Origin of the sequence: Burkholderia reimsis (genome assembly GCF_003294055.1) — a bacterium.
GTDB lineage: Bacteria > Pseudomonadota > Gammaproteobacteria > Burkholderiales > Burkholderiaceae > Burkholderia > Burkholderia cepacia.
In genome coordinates, this window is the sequence record NZ_QMFZ01000009.1 from 202948 (window position 1) to 226550 (window position 23603).

Here is a 23603-nt window from a genome sequence, read left to right on the forward strand (position 1 = left end):
ACCCGCCGGCGGGTATCGTCAGCCTCGGTCAACTGGTATGGACACCGCTCTTTCGGCCCTCGATCTGGCCCGCCTGCAATTCGCGTTCACCGTCTCCTTTCACATCGTCTTTCCGGCGCTGAGCATCGGCCTCGCCAGCTTCATCGCCGTCCTCGAATATCGCTGGCTGAAAACCGGCAAGCAGTACTACAAAACCCTCTGCCTGTTCTGGTCGAAGATCTTCGCGGTCGCGTTCGGGATGGGCGTCGTTTCCGGCGTCGTGATGAGCTACCAGTTCGGCACGAACTGGTCGGGCTTCTCGAGCTTCGCCGGCGCGGTCACCGGGCCGCTGCTGATGTACGAGGTCATGACCGCGTTCTTCCTCGAGGCCGGTTTCCTCGGCATCATGCTGTTCGGCTGGAACCGCGTGAGCCCGCGCGCGCACTTCGGCGCGACGCTGATGGTCGCGATCGGCACGCTGATCTCGACGTTCTGGATTCTCGCGTCGAACAGCTGGATGCAGACGCCGCAGGGCTTCGAGATCGTCGACGGCCGCGTCGTGCCGACCGACTGGTTCGCGATCATCTTCAACCCGTCGTTCCCGTACCGCCTGTTCCACATGGCGATCGCCGCGTTCATCGTCGCCGCGCTGGTGGTGGCCGCAACGGGCGCATGGCACCTGCTGAAGGGCCGCCGCGACAAGGGCGTGAAGAAGATGTTCTCGATGGCGCTGTGGCTGCTGCTCGTGCTCGCACCGCTGCAGGCCGTGATCGGCGACCAGCACGGCATCAACACGCTGAAACACCAGCCCGCGAAGATCGCCGCGATCGAAGGGCTGTGGGAAACCGAGAAGGGCGGCACCGCGCTCAACCTGTTCGGCATTCCGGACATGAAGGCGGAAACGACCCGCTACGCGGTGAAGGTGCCGCACCTCGGCAGCCTGATCCTCACGCACAGCTGGGACGGCGAGATCCGCGGGCTGAAGGAATTCCCGCCGGAAGACCGCCCGAACTCGACGGTCGTGTTCTGGAGCTTCCGGATCATGGTCGGCCTCGGCATCGCGATGATCGGCCTCGCCGCGCTCGCGTGGCTCCTGCGCCGCCGCGGCAGCCTGTATGAATCGAAGTGGTTCCAGCGCTTTGCGCTCGTGATGGGCCCGACCGGCTTCGTGTCGCTGCTCGCGGGCTGGGTCACGACCGAAGCGGGCCGCCAGCCGTGGGTCGTGTATGGCGTGATGCGCACCGCGCATGCGGTGTCGCCGCTGTCGGTGCAGCAGGTCAGCCTGTCGATGATGACGTTCGTGATCGTGTACTTCCTCGTGTTCGGCACCGGCGTGTACTACATGCTGAAGCTGATGAAGGCCGGCCCCGCGCTGCCCGACGTGAAGCACGACCCGAAACACGACATGCCCGACACGCGCCCCGATCACACCGCGCGCCGTCCGATGTCGGCCGTCGACGAGCTGATCGAGACCGTCTGAGCCCACCCCATTCCGCATACGAGAAAACCTATGGACGTCACCGTAATCTGGGCCGCGATCATCGCATTGGGGCTCTTCATGTACGTCGTGCTCGACGGCTTCGACCTCGGCATCGGCATCGTCTTCCCGTTCTTTCCGGACGAGAAGGAACGCGACCTGATGATGAACACGGTCGCGCCCGTGTGGGACGGCAACGAGACGTGGCTCGTGCTCGGCGGCGCCGGGCTGTTCGCGGTGTTCCCGGTCGTCTATTCGACCGTGCTGTCGGCGCTGTACCTGCCGCTGATCTTCATGCTGGTGTGCCTGATCTTCCGCGGCGTGTCGTTCGAGATCCGCGCGAAGGCGCGGCGCACGAAGCAGCTGTGGGATCTGGCGTTCATCGGCGGCTCGGCCGGCGCGACGCTGTTCCAGGGGATCGCGCTCGGCGCGTTCCTGCAGGGCATCAACGTGAAGGACGGCGTGTTCGCGGGCGATGCCTTCGACTGGCTCACGCCGTTCAGCCTGCTGACCGGCCTCGGCCTGATCGTGACCTACGCGCTGCTCGGCTGCTGCTGGCTCGTCGCGAAGACGGAAGGCGACCTGCAGCGGCGCCTCCATCGCGTCGTGTGGCCGCTGACGCTCGTGCTGCTCGGCTTCATCGCGGTGGTGAGCCTGTGGACGCCGCTGCAGGACCCGGCCATCGCGCAGCGCTGGTTCGATTCGGGGCTGTTCTGGCGCCTGCTGCCGGTGCCGTTCCTGGTCGCCGCGTGCGCGGTATGGATGCGCCGCGCGGTGCGCAACCGGCATGACATGACGCCGTTCGTGCTCGCGCTGGCGCTCGTGCTGCTCGGCTACGTCGGCCTGCTCGTCACGCTGTTCCCGTATGCGATTCCTCAGACGATGACGATCTGGGAAGCCGCGGCACCGCGCTCCAGCCAGACCTTCACACTGGTCGGCGCAGCGGTTATCCTCCCGATCATCATCGCCTACACGACGATGGGTTACTGGGTATTCCGAGGCAAGGTGCGCCATGAAGACCAGCATTACTACCACCACTGATTCCGCCGGGCACTCCGCCGCCGCGGCCCCCCGGCCGCGGATGCGCGGCTGGATGTGGTTCGTCGTGCTGTGGGCCGGCGGCGTGATCGGCGCCGTCACGCTCGGTTACGCGTTCAAGATCTTCATGAACCTGACGCTGTTTGCGGTGAAGTAGGCCCCTTCCGCGTTGCACGCCAGGGCGCATGCCGGGCCCGTTCCGCGCAATCCGCCTCCGGCGCGCCACCGTCGCCACCGGCACGCCGCCGTGGCGATCCTCGTCCCCGGCATTCACGCTTTCACGCGCCGGCGCGTGCCCCGCTCACTGCTCGCACTTCGTCGCGCACATCGCCTTGTCCACTTCCGCGAAAAACGCCTGGTAGTACTCGGGCTCCATGACGGTCTTGGTACGCGAATCGCCGGCGCTGTCCCACACCGTACGATCGAATCGCGCGCGCACGATCGCGACGTGCGCGTCCCGCCCCGCCCGAACCGTCACGATTGCGGTCACGCGTTCATGATCGGGCTTCGTCGGCAGCATCCCGATGCGCGCCTTCAGCGCGCCGCGCAGCAGCTGACGCCACTTCGGGATCAGCGTGTCGCTGCGCCCCGCTTCCACCAGCCCCGAATCGCGATCGACCGTCACCGGCGCATAACCCTGCGCACGCAGCGCGCCGGCCACCGCGTCGAGCACGCGCGCCTGCGTCGCGTCCGCATAGCGGCGGTCGCTGAGCATGCGCAGCGTCTGCTGCTCGGCATCGGTCAGGTCGACTTCGGTCTGGCTCGAGCTGTAGCGCACCAGCGATCCGCCGTCGCCGATCTGCCGCTCGTTGTCGGCTTTCGTCGCGCATCCGGTCAGCGCCGCGAACAGCCCGGCACAGGCGAGCGCCAGCGCGCCGCGGCCGCGCATGGGCGGCACCGCGGCCGGGCGGTTCGTCGCACGACGTGCCGCGCGCCGGACGCGAAGACGGTGGCGAATTCCGGTTGCCCGGGCGTCGGGTGGCGATATGATCGTCATCGGGGCGTTCTCTCCTGTCGGCGCCATGATAGGGAGGCGCCCCGACCGCCACAAATGACATTTTTTGACCCACTGTGTAGCTTTTCTTCGCGATCTCACGATGCGCCGATTGCCGCCCCTGAACGCGCTGCGCAGCTTCGAAGCTGCCGGCCGCCTGCAGAGCCTCACCCTCGCCGCCGACGAACTGAACGTGACCCAGAGCGCGGTCGCGCAGCAGATCCGCGTGCTCGAATCGTTCTTCGGGCAGAAGCTGTTCGAACGCGACGGGCGCTCGTTGCGGCTCACGCCGCGCGCGCGGCATTACCTCGTCGACGTCGCGAGCTGCCTCGGCCGGCTTGCGCAGGCGACGGGGCAGATGTTCGAGCCGGTCGGCGGCCATCCGATCCGCATCAATGCATCCGTGTCATTCGCGCATGGATGGTTGCTGACGCAACTGGCCGTGTTCCAGGCCGCGCATCCCGACATCGACGTGCAGCTCGTCACGAGCGCCGACATGGAGCGCGACCAGTTCGACGAGACATGCGACATCGTGATCCGCCGCTATACGCCGGAGCTGCGTCGCAAGGGTTTCGTGTCGCGGCCGCTGCTCGCGAATGTCGCGTTACCCGTGTGTGCGCCCGGCCATCCCGCTCTCGAACGGGTACGCGTGCCGGCGGACCTGCGCGATGCGCCGCTGCTCCACTACGCGGGGTTGCCGCAGGCGTGGCAATACTGGTTCCACCAGGCTGGCACCGACGCCACCGAGACGCTGCGCGGGCCGTTCTATCGCGAGTTTTTCCTGTTGGTCCAGGCCGCCGCGAGCGGGCTCGGCGTATGCCTCGCGCCGCGCGCGGTGGTGCGCGACGATCTCGCTCGCGGCCGGCTCATCGCGCTGTTTCCGGAAGTCCACCTGGAAGGACCGCCGTTTCATTGCCTGTATCGCAACGACGACGATCCGGCGCTGCGCACGTTCATCGACTGGCTGTTCGCGCGGGCCGAGGCGCTGGATGGGCCGCCGCCGCAGTAACCGGCGATGGGCATTACCGGGCTATGCGTTCTGCCGCACCACACCCAGTTTGAGCCCCAGCATGCCAAAGATGCGATTCATCGTCTGTACCGTCCCGTCACTGCGGCCCTGCTCGATATCCTGAATCGTCTTGGTCGACACGCCTGCGAGCTTGGCCATTTCGGCGCTCGTCAGCCGCATCGTCTTCTTCAGATGGCGCACCGATTCACGCAGCGACCATTCGGGGTGCGCCAGCACGTCCTCGATCGCTTGCCGCCTCAGCGCGAGCTGTTCCGGAAGCGACATCGCGTTATAGCGTTTGTCCATGGTGTCGTTCCCGCTCAGCGCAACGCATCCAGTTCACGGGCCAGCCGCTCCAGGCCCGGTTTGAGAAATGCGTGCACATCGGGTTCCAGGCCCAGATCCGCCCCCTGATCGGCGATCTCCTGCAAACGCGGTGCCATTGCACGGAGCCGCGCACGCAATGCGTCACGATCCAGCACGGGTTGCCCCTCTCCCGCGTGCTGCTCGCTCGACCGGACAACCGCATCGAGCACCCGCTCCCAATCCGGCCGACCGCCGTCATTTCCTTCCCACCGAATGCGTCGCGCAATGCCGTCGGGATGCAGATACATCGGTGCAAAGTCGAAAAGCGGCGTCAGCGCAACATGCCCGTCGAAATCGCGTTGCAAGGCGGTGTTTCGCGCGTGATTGTCCTTGTTGCCCAACGCGAGATTGGCGACGTCGCGACACAAGTACTCGGCAACCTCGGTGTGGGGATTCGTGCATTGCCGGACGAGATGCGCACATACCTCGTCGTGACTCGGCACGACACCGAAACCGGCTTTGCCCGTCAACGATGCAATGCTTTCCTGGGCCAACCGGACAACACCGTCGCCGACGCGTGCGCGATCGAACCGCGGGATGAATAACGCCCGATCACGCAGCGTGAGCGGCGCATGCACGCGCAAGCCCAGGCGCTGGGCCAAAGCCATGTAGGGTGCTTCGTGTCGCAGGATCTGTGCAAGACGCTCGTTGGTACCACGCCCGAACTTGACGATGTAGTGCGCGACCGCTCGCGCGTCGGGCAGCGTGTGATCGAGATAGAGCAGTCCGTCGTCGGCGCGGGTCAGCAACAGCTTCGGCCATTCACCCTGCACGCCCGAGGAGCCTGCAACGAAGAATCCGTGTTCGGCGAGATATTCGCTGAACGCGTCTCCGCGCATGGCCACGTCGTCATCCGTGAAACCTTGCAGCGGCCCCTCGCGCTCGGCAAGCCACTGCGCGGCTTCCTTGATCCGCAGATTGCCGATCGAATTACCGGCTCCCGCCAGCAGCAGTGGCCAGTCGGCACGCTCCTCTGCCGTTTCCGGCAAATCGAGGCGGCGCAACAGTTCCTGGCGGCCGAAACCCTGGGGCAACAAATCGATCAGGAAAACCGGCCAGTGAGACGTCACCAGCGGCTCGAGTTCGACCGGAAACGTGCACGACATCGCGTGCGCGTCACGAACAGACTGATGACGGACGATCCATTCGACGTCGTAACCCGAATAGGCGCGACCGCGCCACCCTTCGTCAGGCTCGCCGAACAGGGTGACGCTGCCGATATCGTGCCAGTTGCCATCGGCATGAAGCTGGATTGTGCAGGAAGCCCTCATTTACGCATAAATCTATACAAATAATGCAGGTAAGCACGCATGAATTATATAAATTTCTGCCGAAATGACAACTGCTTCTGGAAGCTCCTCCTGACGATTCCCGCTACCGCCAGAGCCCGCTCACCGCCGCTCGCGCAACGCCGCGTCGATCTTGCGGTCGGTCTTGTACTGGCTCAGCGCATACACCGACCAGATCGCGGCCGGCAGCCAGCCGATGATCGTGAGTTGCAGGACCAGGCAGATGATCCCGGCGATCGGGCGGCCGATCGTGAAAAACTGGAACCACGGCAGCAGCAGCGCAAGCAGTAGGCGCATGAACAATCCTCTCGGTACGTCGTTGAACGGGTGATACGCAGCCAATATGGCGGGTTGCACGCCTCAATTCAAGGCCGTGCCCGACGCGCGAGCCGGCGTTACGCCGAATCGGCCAGCCACTGCGCGACGCGCGCGACGAGCGCGTCCGTGTCGTCGAAGCGCTCGACGCCCGCGACCTGTGGCGCACCGCAAATCGTGAATACCGGCTTGCCCCACTGCAACCCGAGCGCGATTTCGGACAGCGTGCCGAGCCCGCCGCCGACTGCGATCAGGCACAGCGACGCACGCGCGACCAGTGCATTGCGCGTGATGCCGAGCCCGGTCGGCAGTGCGACGCTCAGGTACGGATTCGCAAGCGTCGCATCGTCTTCGGGCAACAGCCCGATCGCGCAGCCGCCAGCCGCGTGCGCACCACGCGCGGCGGCCTCCATCACGCCCTGCTTGCCGCCGCCGACCAGCGCAACGCCCGTCGACGCCACCGCGTACGCAATCCGTTCCGCGACCCGCATCTGCTCATCCGTCGCGTCGCGCGGGCCGATCAAGCCGACCGGCATCCGGTGCCGGCGTGCGCTGCGTTGCCGCCGCGCGAGTCGCGCGAGCGCGTCGCGCACCGGCCCGGACCACGCGGATTCAATGACGTCGTTGGCGAACAAGACCTTCCCCCAGTGCCAGAACGCAGGTACAGATGGCCGTCAGCACGATCGACAGCACGGCCGCCTGCGAGAAATCGGTTTGCCCGTCCGACAGCTTCAGATACATCAGCAGCGGCAGGATATTGATCTGCGTACCGGCCAGCGCAAGCGCCGTGCCGTAGGTGCCGAGCGCGATCGCGGTGACGAGGCACCACGCGGACGCGACCGACGGCCACAGTTCGCGCCACGCGACGTCGAGCCACGCGCGCCACGGCCGCGCGCCGAGCGTCAGTGCCGCCTCGAGCGGCCGCCGGTCGAGATTCGCGAGCGCCGGGTAGATCATCAGCGCGACGCGCGGAATCAGGTAGTACGCATACGCGACCGCGAGCCCCGGCATCGTGTAGATCGCACCGCCGACCACGGTCGGATCGGCACCCAGCGCAGCCAGCAGCGTGGTCACGAAGCCCGCGCGGCCGAATGCGAGGATGAAGCCGTACGCGATCACCAGCCCGGAAAACGCGAGCGGCACGCCGAGCAGCGCGAGCGACCAGTGGCGGCGCGCCGGCGACTGCCCGGCCAGTGCGAAAGCGACCGGCACGCCCACGCCGACCGACAGCGTGCCGGCGCCGATCGCCAGCATCAGCGAGCGCGCGATCGCATCGACGACGAGCGGATCGCGCCACACCGCCGCGAACGCGCGACCGCCGTCCGTGCACGCCGCATCGACCAGCGCGGCCAGCGGCAGCACGAAGCACACTGCGAGCAAGGCCGCGGCGGGCAGCGCGCCGAAGCGGCGCAGTACGCCGCGTTCCGTCAAGGAAGCCTGCATCCCGCGCCCCTTACTGGCCGAGCGTGGCCTGCGACCAGAGCTGGTCGACCTCGGCCTTGCGCCCCGCCGCCTTGGCGACATCGAGCGGACGCACCTGCGGCGCGTTCGGCAGCTTCGCCGCGACCTCCGGTGCGACCGGCGTGCCGGGCACCGCCGGGCGCACATAGCCTTGCGCGAACAGCGCCTGCCCGACGTCGCTCATCACGAGGTTGAGCCAGAGCTGCGCGGCGGACGGGTTCGGGCCGTTCTTCACGAGACTCATCGCATACGGCGCCGACACGCTGCCGTCCTGCGGAATCACCACGTCGGCCGCGTCGCCCATGCCGTCCGCGTACTTCGCCTTGAGGCCGTCGTTCTCGTAGCCGATCAGGATCGGAATCTCGCCCTTCACGAACTTCGCGTACGGCGTCGTGCCCTCGACGCGCAGCACGTTGCCGGCCTGCTTCAGCTTGCCGAAAAAGTCGGCGCCCGGTTTCGGGTTGTCGACGCTGCCGCCGTTCGCATACGCGGCCGCGAACACCGCGACCTGGCCCTGCCCGGTCGAACGCGGGTCGAGATAGACCACCGCGTTGCGATACTCGGGCTTCAGCAGGTCGGACCAGCGCTGCGGCACGTTCTTGACGAGCTTCCGGTTGACGAGGAACGCGATGTTCAGCGAATGCACGGCGAACCAGCGGCCGTCCGCCGAGCGGAACACGCCCGGCAGCTTGTCGAAGTTGACCGGCCGGAACGGCGCGACGACGTCCTTGCCCGCGGCATCGAGCGCCGACGCCGCGAAGTAGTACGCGGTATCGGCCTGCGGACGGCGGCGCGACTTGTCGAGCGCAACGACGGTCGCGGCCGAGCCGATGTCGTTGTATGTGATCTCGACCTTCGGGTAGCGCTTGCGGAATTCGGCGAACAGTGCCTTCCAGTTCGCCCACTCGGGGCCGGTATCGAACGACACGACGAGCCCTTCGTCGGCCGCCTTCGCGTACAGCGCGTCTTCGCCCGGATACAGCGGCGCGGCCTGCGCCGCCGCGCAAGAGAGCGCCGCGAGCGCGCACAGCGCCAGCACGCGGGCGCGCATGGCCTTCACAAGGGGGGAGCCTGCAAGCATCGTGAATCTCCGTTGAACGAAAGAAATCAGTGCGCGTCCGGCGATGCCGGCAGCACGAGCAGATGACGCGGTTCGATCGCGATGCTGTGCGCGGCGGGCTCGCGCCCCTCGCACAGCAGCACGTCGGCCGAGCCGTCCGGCATGAAGTCATAGCGCTGCGTCGCGCCGAAATAACGCACCTCTCCGCGTCGGCCTTCGATGCGATTCGTGCTCTGCATCGGCGGATCGGCCTGCACATGCTCGGGCCGCACCAGCACCGCGATTTCCTCGCCCGGTCGATACGCTCCCGTTTCCGCGCGCAGCGTCGCGAAACGCACGTCGATTTCGCCGTGCGCGAGCACCCGCCCGCGCAGCAGCGTCGAATGCCCGACGAAACGCGCGACCTGCGCGGTAGCCGGACGCTCGTACAGGTCGCGCGGCGTGCCGGCCTGGAGCACGCGACCGCCGTCGACGATCGCGACGCGGTCGGCCATGCTCAGCGCTTCGTCCTGGTCGTGCGTGACGAACAGCGTCGTCGCGCCGCACGCGCGCTGCAGCGCACGGATCTCGTCGCGCAGCTGATGGCGGATGCCCGCATCGAGCGCCGCCAACGGCTCGTCGAGCAGCAGCAGCTTCGGCTCGATCACGAGCGCCCGAGCAAGCGCGACGCGCTGCTGCTGGCCGCCGGACAGCATCGCGACGCCGCGCGTCGCATGGGCCGACAGCCCGACGCGCTCGAGCATGTCGAGCGCGCGCCGGCGCCGCAGGTCGGCCGCCACGCCGCGCATCTTCAGCCCGTACGCGACGTTGTCGACGACCGACAGGTTCGGGAACAGCGCGTAGTGCTGGAACACCATTCCCACTTCGCGCCGCCACACCGGCACGCCGGCCACGTCGCCGCCGCCGATCGCGATGCGGCCGCGCCAGCCGTCGAGCAGCCCGGCCGCGAGCCTCAGCAGCGTGGATTTTCCGGACCCGCTGCGCCCCATCACCGCGAGCAGTTCACCCTGCGCGGCGGACAGCGTGACGTCGTCGACGCCGTGACGGGCGCCCGGATACTGGAAGCTGACGTGTTCGAATTCGAGACTCATGGATGACTCACTTCAAACGTTGCACGGTGCCGACGGAGACGAGCGTCGCGAGCACGGCGAGCACGAGCAGCACGACGGTGGCCGCGCACGCCATCCCTGTCGCGCCGTAGAACGCCTGCAGCAACACGATCGGATAATTCCGGTAGCGAAAGCCGGCGATCAGGTTCGAGATCTGGAATTCGCCGATCGACAGCGCGGCCACCATCACGAGGCCGGAAAACAGGCTGTGCCGCAGGTTCGGCAGGACGATCGTGACGAACTGGCGCAGCGGCGTCGCGCCGAGCGTCGCCGCGCAGGCCTCGAGCCGCGCGAGGCCGAGGTGACGCAGGTCGCCGAGCAGCGTCTGCAGCAGATACGGCAACGTCAGCACCGCGTGCGCCGCGATCATCAGCGGCAACGTGCCGAGCCACGGCAGCGTGTCGCCGCTGAAGATCGCGATGTAGCCGAAGCCGAGTGTCAGCGCCGGCACGGCAACCGGCATCAGCATCACGACGCGCGTCGCGAACCCGCCGCCGGCCTGCGCGCGGTGGTGCAGCGCGTACGCGAGCGGCAGGCCGATCGCCGCGTTGAGCGCACAGCACGCCAGCGCGACGATGAAGCTCGTGCCGAACGCGCGGGTGAAGCTCCGGTTCGCGGCCAGATCGGCAAACCAGTGCCCGGTGACACCGGTGGGCAGCAACGTGTTCGTCCACGATTCGCCCACGGCGCCGATCAGCAGCAACGCGATCGGCAGCAGCAGATAGAGCGCGAACACCGCGAGCAGCGCCTGCAGCAACAGGCGGCCGACACGCGGATGCGCCGGTCTGTTAAGACGAATCGGAACACCGTCGGCCAATGCCGGGGCGGTTGACGGATGCATGAACACACTCGCTGACGATCGGGGAAAACATCGCACAACGCCCGCCGGACGTGGTCCACATGCGTTGTCGAAGCCGGCGCAGTGTGCGGTTTCGACATGGCATCGTCATGAAAAAAACGTAAAAAGCGCGCATCGATCTGTGCAAGGACGGAACAGCCCGCCATGAAGCACCTGTATCCGAACGTGGCGGAGCTGCACGCATTCGCCACTTCCGCGAAGTACCTGAACTTCTCCTACGCGGCCCGCGAACTGGGCCTGACGCCGAGCGCGGTCAGCCGCCAGATTGCGAACCTCGAGGCACTGTTCGGCGTGAAGCTGTTCGTGCGCGAGGGGCGCGGCCTCGCGCTCACGCGGGCGGGCCAGGTGTATCACGCGCGCGTCGTCGGGCCGTTGCGCGAAATCGGCAACGCGTCGATCGAACTGCTGAGCGCACGCGAGAACAGCGACCTGCTGACGATCGCGAGCGTGCCGACGTTCACGACCAAGTGGCTGCTGCCGCGGCTCACGCGCTTTCTGGCCACGGCGCCGGATGTCACGCTGAGTTTTCGCCGCCATCTCGCGCCCGGCGACGTGTTTCCGTTCGGGCTCGACGCGGCGATCCGCTACGGCGACGGGGGATGGGAAGGCGTGCGAAGCGACTATCTGGGCGGACGGACGTTCGTGCCGGTCTGCTCGCGCGAATTCGCCGACCGGCATGCGCTGCACGCGCCCGCCGATGTCGTGGCCGCACCGCGCCTCGTGCACGAGCAGGCGGAGATCGCATGGTCCGCATGGGCGGAACGTCACCGCGCGTCGCAGATGAACGCGCTGGCCGGGCCCCGCTTCGAGCAGTATTCGGTGCTGATCCAGGCCGCACAGGCCGGGCTCGGGATCGCCCTCGTGCCGCGCTTCCTGATTCTCGACAATCTCGCGGCCGGCACGCTGGTCGAGCCGTTCGACGCGCCGGTCGACGTGGACGCGCAGGGACACTACCTCTGCTACGCGCCGGAGCGTCTCGACACGAGCGATGCGTTGAGGCGGTTCAGGAACTGGATGCTGGAAGAATCGGCGCGCGCGTAGGTCGGAAACGGCGCGCGCCGCCGCACGGCCGCGCGCGCCCTGTGCCGGACGCCGCCCGACGGCGGCATCCGGCACGCTGCATCAGCGACCGATACCGAGCCCCGGCAGCACGCCGGTATTCTCGGCCACCACCGCATGCAGCAGGCGCGGGTCGGCACCGAGCAGCCCGAGGATCGTCGGCGCGACCTGCTTCGTGCCGACCGTGTCGGTCACCGTGCGCGCGCGATGCAGGCCCGGATACGACACGAGCAGGCCGAGGTGGCTGTCGTCCGGCGCGTTGCCGCCGTGCTCCTCGTCCTTCTTCGTGCTCGACGTATAGATCACGCCCGGATTCGGCTGGACGACGATGTCCGGCGTGCGGCCGTTGGCCGGATCGCCGAACCGCTCGGCGAGCGCCGCGCCGTACAGAATGTACGCCTGCGGGCCATCCGCGCAGATCCCCGGCGCATTGCAGCCCAGGTTCGCCTTCAGCGTCTGCACGACGGCCGTGCGCTGGTTGCGGTCGCGCAGCCAGATCAGGCCGACGTCGTCGGTCTGCACGAAGCCCGTGCCGACCAGGCCCGAACCGTCGTTCAGGTTGCCCGTCTTCGTGTTGTTCTGGCCGAAGTTGCCGTTCGGGTCGAGATAGTTGCTCGCTTCGAGCAGCTTCGTCAGCGTGTCGCCGTTCTTCACGAGCTTCGTGTGATCGGTCGGCGACTGGCCATGCTTCGACGTGACGATCACGGCCGTCGACGAATACAGGTTCGCCTGCTTCAGCGCCTCGACGACATGGCCGATCGCGTTGTCGACGTACGTGATCGCGTTCGCGACCTGCCCGTTCGGCGTGAAGTTCGCATCCAGGTAGCCGCCGCCCTTCGTCACCACCGCTTTCTGCGCGACGCTCAGCGTCTGGAAATCGGCGCCGAACAGCGTCGGCACCGGCGCGCGCTTCGTGCCCGTCGAGTCGCGGCCGTTGATCTGGTTGATCAGCGCCTGCACGTGCAGGTTGTCGAATTGCGCGGTATGCGAATAGACGTCCGTGTAGTCCGTCTGCGTCGCCGGGTCGATCGAGTTGATCTCGGTGCGCGCGAGATCGTCGACGCCGGTGCCCGACGGCCCGTTCAGCCAGTCATAGCCCCATGCGTGCTTGTCGGCCCACGCGGTGGTCGCGTTCGGGATGCCCGCCTTCACGGCCTCGAACACCGTGTTGGTCTTCACGTAGTTGTGCGGATAGACCGGCACGCACTTGCCGTTGACCTTCGCGTTCGGGATCGCCTGCGGATTGAATGCGCCGCCGCCGTTCAGGTGAACCAGCGCGCCGCCGTTCTCCGCGTCGATGCCGGTCGTCTCGTCGAACACGACGTTCCAGCCCTGCTTGCCCGAACAGCTCGTGTCGCCCGGCGCGTACAGGTTGCGATCGTACGACACGTCGTAGAACAGGCCGGCCGTCTTCGGCGAGCCACCGGTCACGAGCGCGGCGAGGCCCGGAAACGAATCCGACAGGCCGGGCGTATAGGCATTCGTGTAGGTCACGCCGCTCTTCGCGAGCACCGCGATATTCGGGCACGTGTTCGCGCCGATGCAGCGCGCGAGATCCTGCTCGTGCAGGCCGTCGATGCTGATCAGCAGCACGTGCTTCACGACGCGGTTCGCGTGGCCGCGATCCTCGTCCTGACGGTTGCCGTCCTGCTGCGCCGCATGCGCGCTGGCGCCCGCGAGCGCCAGCGCGCCCGCCACCATCCCCACCCACTTCCGCTGCTTACCAAGGAAAGACATGATCACCCCACCTCATCGATTGACGTTGAACTGCGTGACTTGCCATCAGGCGCGCAAGAATATGGCTGCGCCGTGGGTCGCTCGCATGAAGCGGGGCTTTCTGTTTTCTATCAAACGTAACCAATCGCAAGTGACACGATGCGGTCGCAAACCGGCGTGGCCCGGCGCACGTCGCGGACTCGCGCGCTCACCGGCAAGCACCGCCGCGGTGCATCGGCCAACCGTCCGCGGCGTCACCCGCCGCGCGATTTTTTTTCCGGCTTGGCGCGCGACTATTGGCGTGTGATAAAGGGTTTTCCCTGACCCGGAGCAAGAGCATGTCGACCCTGGAAGCCCTCCGGTTCGTGCTGGACGATGCACGCACCCCCGAAATCATTCGCCACCACGTCGTCGACGCGTTGCAGTACGCGTTGCGCAACTACGGACAGGTGTTCACCGCGAAGGAAGTCGAATGGCTGGCGCAGTGGGACGACGCACGTCTGCCGCTGGCCGCGAAGAAGGAATTGGGCAAGCGCGAGGAACCGGCGATCGCCGCGCGCTGAAGGCAGCGCGCCGCCGCGCCCGAACGGAGGAACGGGCGCAGCGGCGGCGGACGGCCTGCTTACTGCAGGCCGAAATCGACGCGGGTGGTCGCGCCCTTGTCGTCGATGCCCTTCGCATCGAGCTTCGGCGCGACGACGAACACGCGGCTCGAATCGATCTTGCCGTCGAGGTACTGGCGCACGGCCTGCGCGCGCTGCTGCGCGAGCGCACGCAGCGCGTTGTCGTCGGCCGGCGCGTGTTCGGCGAGCGCCTTCTTCATGTCGGCATCGGGCAGCGTCTTCTGCAGGCCGATCAGGTTGCGCGGCTTCTTGAAGTCGGCGGCCTTGTACGCGCGCGTCAGGTACTTGCTGTACTCGGCCGGCTCGACCTTCACCGACATCGGGTCGATGCTCTCGCCCTGCCCGATCACGTCCTTCAGCTTCTGCTGGCGCACCAGCCGCTCGACATACGCGTCGCCGAGCCCCGACGTGTCCTTCGCCGGGTCGACGCGGCCGATCAGGTCGAGGCGGATCGACGGCTTCTCGGTCAGCATCTTCACGACGGTGTCGAGCTTCTTCTGCTGCGCGTCGTCGAGCTGGTACGAGCCCGGCGCGAATTCGACGTAGCCGAGATCCTCGCCGCCGCTGCCGAACGCATGCGCGAGCAGCGAGAACGGCGACGTGACGGCCTTCGCGATCAGGTTCAGCACCGCGCGCCAGATCAGCCCGCCGACACTGAACTCGGGGTTCGACAGCGAGCCCGACACCGGCAGGTTCACGTCGATCTGGCCGCGCGTGTTCTTCAGCAGCGAAATCGCGAGCTTCACCGGCAGCCTGGTCGCCGTGTCGTTCTCCACATGGTCGCCGAACGTGAGCTGGTCGATGAAGATGTGGTTGTTCGCCTTCAGCTGATCGTTCGCGAGCTCGTAATGCAGGTCGACGTTGAGCTTGCCCTTCGTGATCGGGTAGCCCGCGTACTTCGCCGAATACGGCGTCAGGTTGGTCAGCTCGATGTCGTGTGCAGTCGCGGTGAGGTCGAGTGCCGGTTTCTCGATCAGCGGGTTCACCGAACCCTTGATCGAGATCGGCCCGTTGCCCGCGAGGTTCGCGGCGACGTCGACCGGCGCGGACGTCGTCGAATCCGTGCCGAACGCGCCGACCGTGCCCTTGATCGCGACCAGGTTCGCCGTGTAGTTCGGCTTGATGAAGTTGTCGGTGTAGGTGACGCGGCCGTTCTGCAGCAGCAACTCGCCGAAATGCATCCGCACCGGGTTCTGCGGCGGCTGCGCGGCCTTCACGACCACCGTCGCCGACGCGGCGGCCGGCGCGGACGCCTGCGGCGCGGCGGCAGCCGGCGGCGTCACGCCCGGCGACAGCGGCACCGGTTCGCCCTTGCTCGCGTCGCGCGTGAGCGACTGCGCCGGGCCCGTCTCCTTCGCGACCACGTCCTTCAGGTTCAGCCGCCCCTGCGCATCGAGCAGCACGCGGCCGTAGAAGTTCGAGAACGTCACGCGCGCCGCGTCGACGTCGGTGCCCTTCTCGTCGTAGTTCGCCTTCAGGTTCGTCAGCGCGAGCGAGCGCCAGCCCGCGAACGGGTCGGAGGTCGCCTTGTCGAGCATCCGCACGTCGACGAGCGCGACGTCGCCGCGATAGGTCGCGCGCGGGGCGTCCTTCACCTGCGCGAACGTCAGGTTGCCCTGCGCGTTGAGCAGCGCGCTGGCGATCGTCGCGTTCAGCGCACTGCCGAAGTACGGCTCGAACGCGGCCGCGTCGAGGCGGTTGCCGTCGATCTTCAGGCCGAGCTTCAGCGGCTGCGCGGTCACGTCGCCCGTCACGTTCAGCGAGCCCTTGCGGTTCAGTGTCGCCTTCAACTGCACGGGCAGCGGCTTGCTCATGTCGTCGCTGATCTTCTGCACCGACAGTTCCAGCGGCTTGATCGCCAGCTTCACCGGGCGCGGCGTCGACAGGTCGGTGAAGTTCGCGGACGAATCCTTCACGTTCAGCGCATCGATCCGGTAATGCCACGACGGCGCGGCGGCCTCGGCCTTGCGCGCGACCGTGCGCTTCGGCACCGACGCCTGTGCGGGTTCGGCCAGTGCCGCGAGGTCGATCCTGCCGTCCTTCAGGCGCTGCACGTCGAGCGCGAGCCCGCTGGCGTCGACGCTCGCGATCTCCGCGGTGCGCGCGGCCACGTCGACCTTCGCGATCTTCGCGCTCGCGTCGGGCAACACGATCGCGGGCGCCTTCGCGTCGGGCGTCGCGATCTTCAGCGACTTCAGGCTGACCGTGCTGTCGGCGACCTGCGCGGCGAGCGGCGTCTTGCCCCAGTCGGCCTTCGCATTGACGGTGGCGCCGAGCGTGCCGTCGAGCACGCGCGCACGCGTGGCCTCGCCGAGGTACGGCTGCAGCGCCGGCAGCGCGAGTGCGGCGACCGTCAGCTTGCTGTCGGCCTGCTTCTCCGCGAGATTGAACGTGCCTTCGGCCGTCACGTCGCCGCCGCGCGACAGCGACGTCGACAGCGTGTATTTCGCGGGGGTCTTGCCCTGCATCGAGAAGCCGTCGAGCGTCGCGGCAAGCTTCGTGAGCGACAGCGCGGTCGGCGTTGCCGGCACGCGGTCGTCGACGTTGACCGTGCCGCCGTCGATCGCGAAATGGCGGATCGTCAGGTCGAGCGGCGGCGCCGCCTTCGCGACGGCTTCGACCTTTGCGCCGCTGGCGGCGGCTGCCGCAGCCGCGGAAGCGGGCGCGGCGCCCGGCGCCGCCGGCTTGCCCTCGGCGGCGTTCGATGCGGCTGCCGGCTGCGCGGCGAGCTTCTCGACGTTCAGCACGCCCTGCTTGTCGCGCGACAGGTCGACCACCGGTTGGTCGATCCGAATCTCGTCGAAGTGCAACGCGTTGCGCAGCGGCTCGAGGCTGGCCGCCGCGACATGCACGCCGCGCGCGGCGAACAGCGGCGCGGACGCGTGGTCCGTCACCTTCGCGTCGTTCAGGTCGACGGTGCCCGATACGCGCAGCGCGGGCGTCTCGCCGCTCATCACGAAATCGACCTTGAGGTCGCTGCTCAGCAGGCCGCTCGTCACGGCCACCGGCAGCTTCGCGGGCACATACGAGATCAGCTTCGGCACGTCGAGGCCGTCGAATTTCAGCGCGATTTCCGATTCGCGCGACTGCGCGAACGGCTTGGTCTTGCCGTCGATCGCAATCGGGCTGCCGTCGAAGCGCGCGCGCAGTTTCGGCTCGACGAAGATGTCGGTCTTCGATGCCAGCGTCGCAATATACGGAATGCCGAGCGTCCAGTTGTCGACGACGTGCTTTTCGTTCAGCAGGCGGTCGTCGAAATCGATCCGGCCGTTGTTGACCTGGATGTTCGACACCGAGAACTGCGTCGGCTTGCTTTCCGGTTTGGGCGACGGCGTCGAGAATTTCTCGATCAGGTCGGTGAAATTGAAGCGCTGCGCATCGTAGCGGACGATATGGAACTGCGGCGAGTCGAGGCGGATTTCATTGACGATCGGCGCACCGCGGAACAGCGACGACCACGACGGCCGCACGACGAGCTTCGCGATGTCGATGAAGTCGCCCTGCCCACCCTTGTCGCCCAGATGGATGCCGTCGGCCTCGAGGTTCAGCGTGTACGGGTTCAGCGCGATGCGCCGGATCGTGGCGGGGCGGTCGAGCTGCTGGCTCAGCTGCTGTTCGGCGATATGGCGGATCAGCGGCGGCGCCGCGAAGAACCCGAGCAGTCCGAATAAAACGAGGAAGATCAGCAGGCCGAGGCCGATGCGCCGGGTGCGGCGCGAGCGTGCAACGCCACCGAGGGCATGGAGGGTCGAGGGTACGGTTTCTTTGTCTGCGCTTGCCATGCTTGAATGCCTCGGGATGGGATGCCGGCCATACCGGAGAACCGGTCGGCCGCGCACGCTATCCCGAAAGTATAGGCTCAGGTGGTAACAGTACGGGGTTCGGGCGCCGCCGCGCCCGCCGGTCGGACAACGCCGCCGGCCCTCCGTTCATTTCCGGACGACGACGGGCGGCATCCACGATCCGTCGCTCGCCTGCGGCTTCGGTGCGTACAGGCGCAACGCGAGTGCGAAATCGGCGCGCGGCGCCGGCAGCCAGTTGCCCGCATGCGTGCCGCCCGGCGACGCCGACACGACGATGTCGATCGACCCGTCGTGGTTGCGGCGCAGGCGGTCGCGATCGCCGAGCGAGCGGCGCGCCGACCCGACGTCGGGCAGCGCGCCGTTCGTCGCATACGGCGTGAGCGTCCAGAACGCGCGAACCGGCGGCAGCGCGCCCGGCGCGAAATGCAGCACGTAGCGGTTCGCTCCGTTCAGCGGATGGCCGTCGCTGTCGACACGCACGACCGCGAGCGTTTCGTCGTCGCGCGTCGCGGTGCCGAACTGCGTGTAGGCCGCGTACGCGCGCAGCGTGTAGTCCTGGCCGTACTTGCCGGCCGTATCGCCGATCCAGCTCCAGCCGTTCGCGTTCAGCAGGTTCGACGGCGGGGTCGCGAGCCGCGCGCGCGCCTCGGCGACGCCGGCCGTCGCGGCCGCGAGGCGGTCGCCCGTCCACAGCACCGGGTAGCCGGCCGACACGCCGATGTCGCCGAGCAACGCCTGCGCGTGTGCGTCGTCGGCCGGCGCCGGGTTGTCCTGCAGCGCCTGCGCGAAACGCGCGAAGAACGCCTTCGGGTCGAGCGCGGCCACCTGCTCGGCCGGCGTGCCGCCGCCCACCGCCTCGGACGGCGCGCTGCCCGCATGGACCGCCACCGACGCGCCGCGCGCCGCACCCGTGTAGACGGACAGGGGCACCACGCGGATCGCGCGCTGCAGTTTCTTCACGTTCGTCAGGTCGCGCCCGCCGCTCGTCTGCAGACGGACTTCGAGCCACGCGTTGGCCGACGGGACGTCGATCCGGACGGCGCCCTTCGGCAGCGTGCCCTGCCAATCCTTCGCGGCGAAGGCAATCGTTTGCGATCGCACACCGCCGCGTGTGCCGCGTGCAGCCACGCTCGACGACGACCACAGCACGTTCGTCCACATGTCGAGCGCACGCGCGTCCCAGTAACGGCCGCGCGTGTCGGGCAACGTGACGATCACGGGTTCGGCGGCGACGTCGAGCCAGCCGGTCGAGTCGAGCGTGTCGACGCCCGGCAGCGGCGGATTGACCGCGCCGACGGGCGGCAGCGCCTGCGCGTGGCGCAGCGTGTTGAGCGGCGCCTGCCCCGGCTGCGCGCCGTCGCCGCCCGTCGCCGCTTCCTTCGCGACGTCCATCAGCACGAGCGGATACGCATATACATAGGAGTCGGCGACTTCCGCACGCATCCAGCCGGTTTTCCGCTGAATGGCATCCGGTTGCGACGCGCACCCCACAAGCAACGCCGCCATGGCCAGCGACGCGCACGCGCGCCGCAGAGAAACTGATTCCTGCTGGTTTTCAATCATCGAGTACTGGCCGAATATCGTTCTTTTCAGTCAACGCCTTGTGCGACGCGCGAATGGCGAAAGCAAGGCACCCCAGCGTGCCCGGATAACCGTTTCGTGACGTTGCGTAACGGTGGGCGCTGATGTCAGGCCGGTATCATAGCGCCTACGGGCATCCCCTAATATGCCGAATAGCTGGCCGAACGCTAGCCGTATTGTCGACAAATTCGAAATAGTTCTGGCGATTTGCAACAAAACAGGGGATATCGGCACGACACACGCTCACGGCGAAACAATCTCGCCGGTTGGTCGATTATCGAATGGTGTCACTAATGACACCATTCGATATGCCTGGCGTATGGAAGATCCTCGAACTTATGAGGCGCGAGCCCGCGAACGTGCGATTCAACAATCAGGTGCGACAGGTTCTCGACGCGATCGATCGACTGAAGGAACAGAAATCACGACTCAAGACCACTTTACGTACCGCGTAACGTGGTCCCCGGAGGACGGGGAGCACGTCGGCCTGTGCGCGGAATTCCCGTCTCTTTCGTGGCTCGACGCAACGCCGGAAGGTGCGCTGGCCGGTATTCGCCGGCTAGTCGCCGATGTCGTTCGCGACTTGACCGCAAGCGGAGAAAAGGTGCCCGAGCCGATCGCCGACCGCACCTACAGCGGTGAATTCAAGGTTCGCATCCCGCCGCAGGCACACCGCGCGCTGGTGATCCAGGCCGCCGAGCAGGGCGTCAGCCTGAATCGTCTCGCGAGCGCCAAGCTCTGCGCCTGATCGCGCAGTCGAGCGCAAAGGCGCGCCGCTCCCGGATGTCGGTCAGGAATCCGGGAGATTGCTTTTCCGCGTTGTGACACCCTGTGTGCATCGGCATGCGCTGCCGCCGCTTGACCTTACCATCATGGGAACGTTGATACTGGGTCCATTCGCGGCACGAGCCGTGCATTTTGGGAATCCGACATGACTGAACCACTTGCCTCCGCAGCGCTGCATACGATCGAGCTGAGCGTCGACGGCATGCATTGCGGCGGCTGCACGGGCCGCGTGCAACGGGCGCTGGCCGCGGTGCCGGGCGTCGTCGACGCGGCGGTCGACCTCGACGCGCACGCAGCGACGGTGACTGCGCAGGAAACCGTCGACGCCGCACGACTGATCGAGGCGGTCGGCGCAGCCGGTTACGGCGCCTCCGTACGCGCACCGGTGCTCGAAGCCGCCGCCGCCGCGCATGCGCATCCTGTCGAAGCATCGCCCGCGCCGATGGCCGCAGCCGCTTCGACAGCCGGCCATCCGCTTCCCGCCAACAGCACCATCGAACTCGATATCGACGGCATGACCTGCGCGTCCTGCGTGTCGCGCGTCGAGAAAGCGCTGGCGAAGGTGCCGGGCGTCACGCGCGCGTCGGTCAACCTCGCGACCGAACGGGCGACCGTGGACGCCGCGCCCGACGTTACCGCCGCCCGGCTCGCCGAAGCCGTCAAACAAGCCGGATACGGCGCGACGCCGGTTGCTGGCGCGGCCATCCCGCCGGCTGCTTCCACCGCCCCCGCCGACCTCGAACTCGACATCGACGGCATGACCTGCGCGTCCTGCGTCGGCCGCGTCGAAAAAGCGCTGGCCGCCGTGCCGGGCGTCGCGCGCGTTTCGGTCAACCTCGCGACCGAGCGCGCATCGGTGCACGGCGCCGGCGCCCTCGACGCCGCCACGCTGATCGCGGCCGTCACCACCGCCGGCTATCGCGCGTCGCTCGCCGACGCGTCGTCAGCCGGCGCCACGGCCGGCGCCGACACACAACCGGCCAGCGCCGCACAGGACCCCGAAACACGCAAGCGCCTCGAAGCGATCCGCGAACGCGATCTCGTGATCTGGTCCGCGGTGCTGAGCGCGCCCCTGATCGCGCCGATGCTCGTCGCGCCGTTCGGCATCCACCTGATGCCGAACGGCTGGGTCCAGCTCGTGCTCGCCTCGATCGTCCAGTTCGGCTTCGGCGCGCGCTTTTATCGCGCGGCCTGGCACGCGGTGAAGGCGCGCACCGGCAACATGGACCTGCTCGTCGCGCTCGGCACGTCGGCCGCGTACGGACTGAGCCTGTGGATGCTGTTGCGCGGCACCGGTCATTCCGGCCACCTGTATTTCGAGGCGTCGGCCGTCATCGTCACGCTGGTGCGCTTCGGCAAATGGCTCGAATCGCGCGCGAAGCGCCAGACCACCGACGCGATCCGCGCGCTGAACGCGTTGCGTCCCGACCGGGCCCGCGTCGTCGAGCACGGCATCGAACGCGACGTGCCGCTGGCGCAGGTGCGTGTCGGCACCCGCGTCAGCATCCGGCCCGGCGAGCGCGTGCCCGTCGACGGCCGGATCGTGTCGGGCCGCTCGCACGTCGACGAATCGCTGATCACCGGTGAAAGCCTGCCGGTGCCGAAGGACGACGGCGACCCCGTCACGGCCGGCTCGATCAACGGCGAAGGCGCGCTCGTCGTCGAAACCACCGCGATCGGCGCGGAGACGACGCTCGCGCGCATCATCCGCCTCGTCGAATCCGCGCAGGCCGAGAAGGCGCCGATCCAGCGGCTCGTCGATCGCGTGAGCGAGGTGTTCGTGCCCGCCATCCTCGGCATCGCCGTGCTGACGCTGATCGGCTGGCTGATCGCCGGCGCCGGCACCGAAACCGCGATTCTCAACGCGGTCGCGGTGCTCGTCATCGCGTGCCCGTGCGCGCTCGGCCTCGCGACGCCCGCCGCGATCATGGCCGGCACGGGCGTCGCGGCGCGGCGCGGCGTGCTGATCAAGGATGCGCAGGCGCTCGAACTCGCGCAGCGCACCACCGTGATCGCGTTCGACAAGACCGGCACGCTGACTGAAGGCAAGCCGTCCGTGACGGCATTCGAAGCCGTCGGCGTGCCGCATGACGAAGCGCTCGCGCTCGCGGCGGCGGTGCAGCGTCAGAGCGACCATCCGCTCGCTCGCGCCGTGGTCGCCGCGCACGACGCCGACGTTGCCGCGCGCGGCAGTGCAGTGCCGCCGGCAAGCGCGGCCGATGCGCGCGCGGTGGCGGGACGCGGCGTGGAAGCCCGCGTCGGCGGCCAGTTGCTCGCGCTGGGCAGCACACGCTGGCGCGACGAGCTCGGCATCGACGTGCCGCCCGCGCTCGACGCCCGTGCGGCGGAACTCGAACGCGCGGGCAACACGATCTCGTGGCTGATGCGCGCCGATGCGCCGCGCGCGTTGCTCGCGCTGATCGCTTTCGGCGACACCGTGAAGCCGGGCGCCCGCGACGCGATCGCGGCACTGTCGGCGCGCGGCGTCGCGAGCGTGCTCGTGACGGGCGACAATCGTGGCAGCGCGGCAGCCGTCGCGGCGTCGCTCGGCATCGGCGAGGTGCATGCGCAGGTGCTGCCCGACGACAAGGCGCGCGTCGTCGCCGAGCTGAAGCGCACGCACGGCGGAATCGTCGCGATGGTCGGCGACGGGATCAACGATGCGCCCGCGCTTGCCGCGGCCGACGTCGGCATCGCGATGGCCACCGGCACCGACGTCGCGATGCACACGGCCGGCATCACGCTGATGCGCGGCGACCCGGCGCTCGTCGCCGACGCAATCGACATCTCCAGGCGCACGTACCGGAAGATCCAGCAGAACCTGTTCTGGGCGTTCGTCTACAACCTGGTCGGCGTGCCGCTCGCGGCGCTCGGCTGGCTGAACCCGGTGATCGCGGGCGCGGCGATGGCGTTTTCCAGCGTCAGCGTCGTGACCAATGCGTTGCTGCTGCGGAGATGGAAAGGGCGCGCGCACTGAGCGGGTGTGGGCGGCGCGTGCAGGACGGTCGAAGGGTCGAAGGGCCGTTCGGCTGTCGGTGTTTGATGGTCGGGGTCGGTTGCTTGGGGCTTGGGGCTTGGG

20 protein-coding genes are annotated in these 23603 nt (G+C 67.9%); 8 read left to right on the forward strand and 12 right to left on the reverse strand.

Features of this window, described 5'->3' with window-relative positions; all coding sequences use genetic code 11:
* The first annotated feature begins 37 nt into the window (after positions 1-37).
* The 3 genes from DPV79_RS13835 to DPV79_RS13845 are packed head-to-tail and all read left to right on the forward strand — an operon-like array spanning position 38 to position 2651.
* Entirely contained in the window at positions 38-1459 is a 1422-nt protein-coding gene (locus DPV79_RS13835; RefSeq protein ID WP_060174005.1) for a cytochrome ubiquinol oxidase subunit I, read from the forward strand.
* Between the two features lie 30 nt (positions 1460-1489).
* Complete coding sequence (cydB, locus tag DPV79_RS13840) at positions 1490-2497, forward strand: cytochrome d ubiquinol oxidase subunit II (RefSeq protein ID WP_021163567.1); 1008 nt, start codon at positions 1490-1492, stop codon at positions 2495-2497.
* Positions 2469-2651, forward strand: coding sequence for a hypothetical protein (locus DPV79_RS13845; protein ID WP_113045648.1), 183 nt, complete (start codon positions 2469-2471; stop codon positions 2649-2651). The genes cydB and DPV79_RS13845 overlap by 29 nt, the downstream gene beginning before the upstream one ends.
* Before the next feature lie 144 nt (positions 2652-2795).
* Here DPV79_RS13845 and DPV79_RS13850 read toward each other — a convergent pair whose 3' ends face one another.
* The gene (locus DPV79_RS13850) at positions 2796-3383 is read right to left on the reverse strand and encodes a hypothetical protein (protein ID WP_244321744.1); all 588 of its coding nucleotides are present in this window, start codon (positions 3381-3383) and stop codon (positions 2796-2798) included.
* A gap of 208 nt (positions 3384-3591) precedes the next feature.
* Between DPV79_RS13850 and DPV79_RS13855 the strand changes: the two genes are divergently transcribed.
* Positions 3592-4497 (forward strand): LysR substrate-binding domain-containing protein, encoded by a 906-nt coding sequence (locus DPV79_RS13855; RefSeq protein ID WP_113045650.1) that lies wholly within the window; start codon positions 3592-3594, stop codon positions 4495-4497.
* Positions 4498-4518: 21 nt separating this feature from the next.
* Here the strand turns inward: DPV79_RS13855 and DPV79_RS13860 are convergent, their stop codons facing one another.
* The 8 genes from DPV79_RS13860 to DPV79_RS13895 all read right to left on the reverse strand — a co-directional run bounded on the left by DPV79_RS13860 (position 4519) and on the right by DPV79_RS13895 (position 10938).
* A complete protein-coding gene (locus DPV79_RS13860; RefSeq protein ID WP_048023547.1) occupies positions 4519-4803 on the reverse strand; it encodes a helix-turn-helix domain-containing protein in 285 nt (94 codons plus the stop codon).
* Positions 4804-4817: 14 nt separating this feature from the next.
* Positions 4818-6134, reverse strand: a complete 1317-nt coding sequence (locus DPV79_RS13865; RefSeq protein WP_048023549.1) for a type II toxin-antitoxin system HipA family toxin — start codon at positions 6132-6134, stop codon at positions 4818-4820.
* Positions 6135-6254: 120 nt separating this feature from the next.
* Complete coding sequence (locus tag DPV79_RS13870; protein WP_048023552.1) at positions 6255-6449, reverse strand: YqaE/Pmp3 family membrane protein; 195 nt, start codon at positions 6447-6449, stop codon at positions 6255-6257.
* 98 nt (positions 6450-6547) lie between these two features.
* Positions 6548-7003 carry a TIGR00725 family protein gene (locus DPV79_RS13875; protein WP_224052235.1) on the reverse strand — a complete coding sequence of 152 codons (456 nt, stop codon included), beginning with the start codon at positions 7001-7003 and terminating at the stop codon, positions 6548-6550.
* Between the two features lie 76 nt (positions 7004-7079).
* Complete coding sequence (locus tag DPV79_RS13880; RefSeq protein ID WP_048023556.1) at positions 7080-7910, reverse strand: ABC transporter permease; 831 nt, start codon at positions 7908-7910, stop codon at positions 7080-7082.
* Between the two features lie 10 nt (positions 7911-7920).
* Positions 7921-9009, reverse strand: coding sequence for an extracellular solute-binding protein (locus DPV79_RS13885; RefSeq protein ID WP_048023558.1), 1089 nt, complete (start codon positions 9007-9009; stop codon positions 7921-7923).
* A 26-nt stretch (positions 9010-9035) separates the two neighbouring features.
* On the reverse strand, positions 9036-10079 hold the full coding sequence (locus tag DPV79_RS13890) for an ABC transporter ATP-binding protein (protein WP_113045651.1): 1044 nt from the start codon (positions 10077-10079) through the stop codon (positions 9036-9038).
* Between the two features lie 7 nt (positions 10080-10086).
* Positions 10087-10938 carry an ABC transporter permease gene (locus DPV79_RS13895; protein WP_060228862.1) on the reverse strand — a complete coding sequence of 284 codons (852 nt, stop codon included), beginning with the start codon at positions 10936-10938 and terminating at the stop codon, positions 10087-10089.
* A 162-nt stretch (positions 10939-11100) separates the two neighbouring features.
* Here DPV79_RS13895 and DPV79_RS13900 point away from each other — a divergent pair, with 162 nt between their 5' ends.
* On the forward strand, positions 11101-11997 hold the full coding sequence (locus tag DPV79_RS13900) for a LysR substrate-binding domain-containing protein (RefSeq protein WP_048023562.1): 897 nt from the start codon (positions 11101-11103) through the stop codon (positions 11995-11997).
* Between the two features lie 81 nt (positions 11998-12078).
* Here DPV79_RS13900 and DPV79_RS13905 read toward each other — a convergent pair whose 3' ends face one another.
* Positions 12079-13752 carry an alkaline phosphatase family protein gene (locus DPV79_RS13905; protein ID WP_425267357.1) on the reverse strand — a complete coding sequence of 558 codons (1674 nt, stop codon included), beginning with the start codon at positions 13750-13752 and terminating at the stop codon, positions 12079-12081.
* 317 nt (positions 13753-14069) lie between these two features.
* Between DPV79_RS13905 and DPV79_RS13915 the strand changes: the two genes are divergently transcribed.
* Positions 14070-14294, forward strand: coding sequence for a hypothetical protein (locus tag DPV79_RS13915; protein WP_027790361.1), 225 nt, complete (start codon positions 14070-14072; stop codon positions 14292-14294).
* Positions 14295-14353: 59 nt separating this feature from the next.
* Here DPV79_RS13915 and DPV79_RS13920 read toward each other — a convergent pair whose 3' ends face one another.
* Positions 14354-18136: a DUF748 domain-containing protein gene (locus tag DPV79_RS13920; protein ID WP_113045653.1), complete on the reverse strand. Its 3783-nt coding sequence runs from the start codon at positions 18134-18136 to the stop codon at positions 14354-14356.
* A 147-nt stretch (positions 18137-18283) separates the two neighbouring features.
* Positions 18284-19720 carry a DUF1254 domain-containing protein gene (locus tag DPV79_RS13925; protein ID WP_113045654.1) on the reverse strand — a complete coding sequence of 479 codons (1437 nt, stop codon included), beginning with the start codon at positions 19718-19720 and terminating at the stop codon, positions 18284-18286.
* Positions 19721-20159: 439 nt separating this feature from the next.
* Here DPV79_RS13925 and DPV79_RS13935 point away from each other — a divergent pair, with 439 nt between their 5' ends.
* Positions 20160-20486 (forward strand): type II toxin-antitoxin system HicB family antitoxin, encoded by a 327-nt coding sequence (locus DPV79_RS13935; protein ID WP_060220056.1) that lies wholly within the window; start codon positions 20160-20162, stop codon positions 20484-20486.
* Positions 20487-20669: 183 nt separating this feature from the next.
* On the forward strand, positions 20670-23501 hold the full coding sequence (locus tag DPV79_RS13940) for a heavy metal translocating P-type ATPase (RefSeq protein ID WP_113045656.1): 2832 nt from the start codon (positions 20670-20672) through the stop codon (positions 23499-23501).
* Positions 23502-23603: the final 102 nt, after the last annotated feature.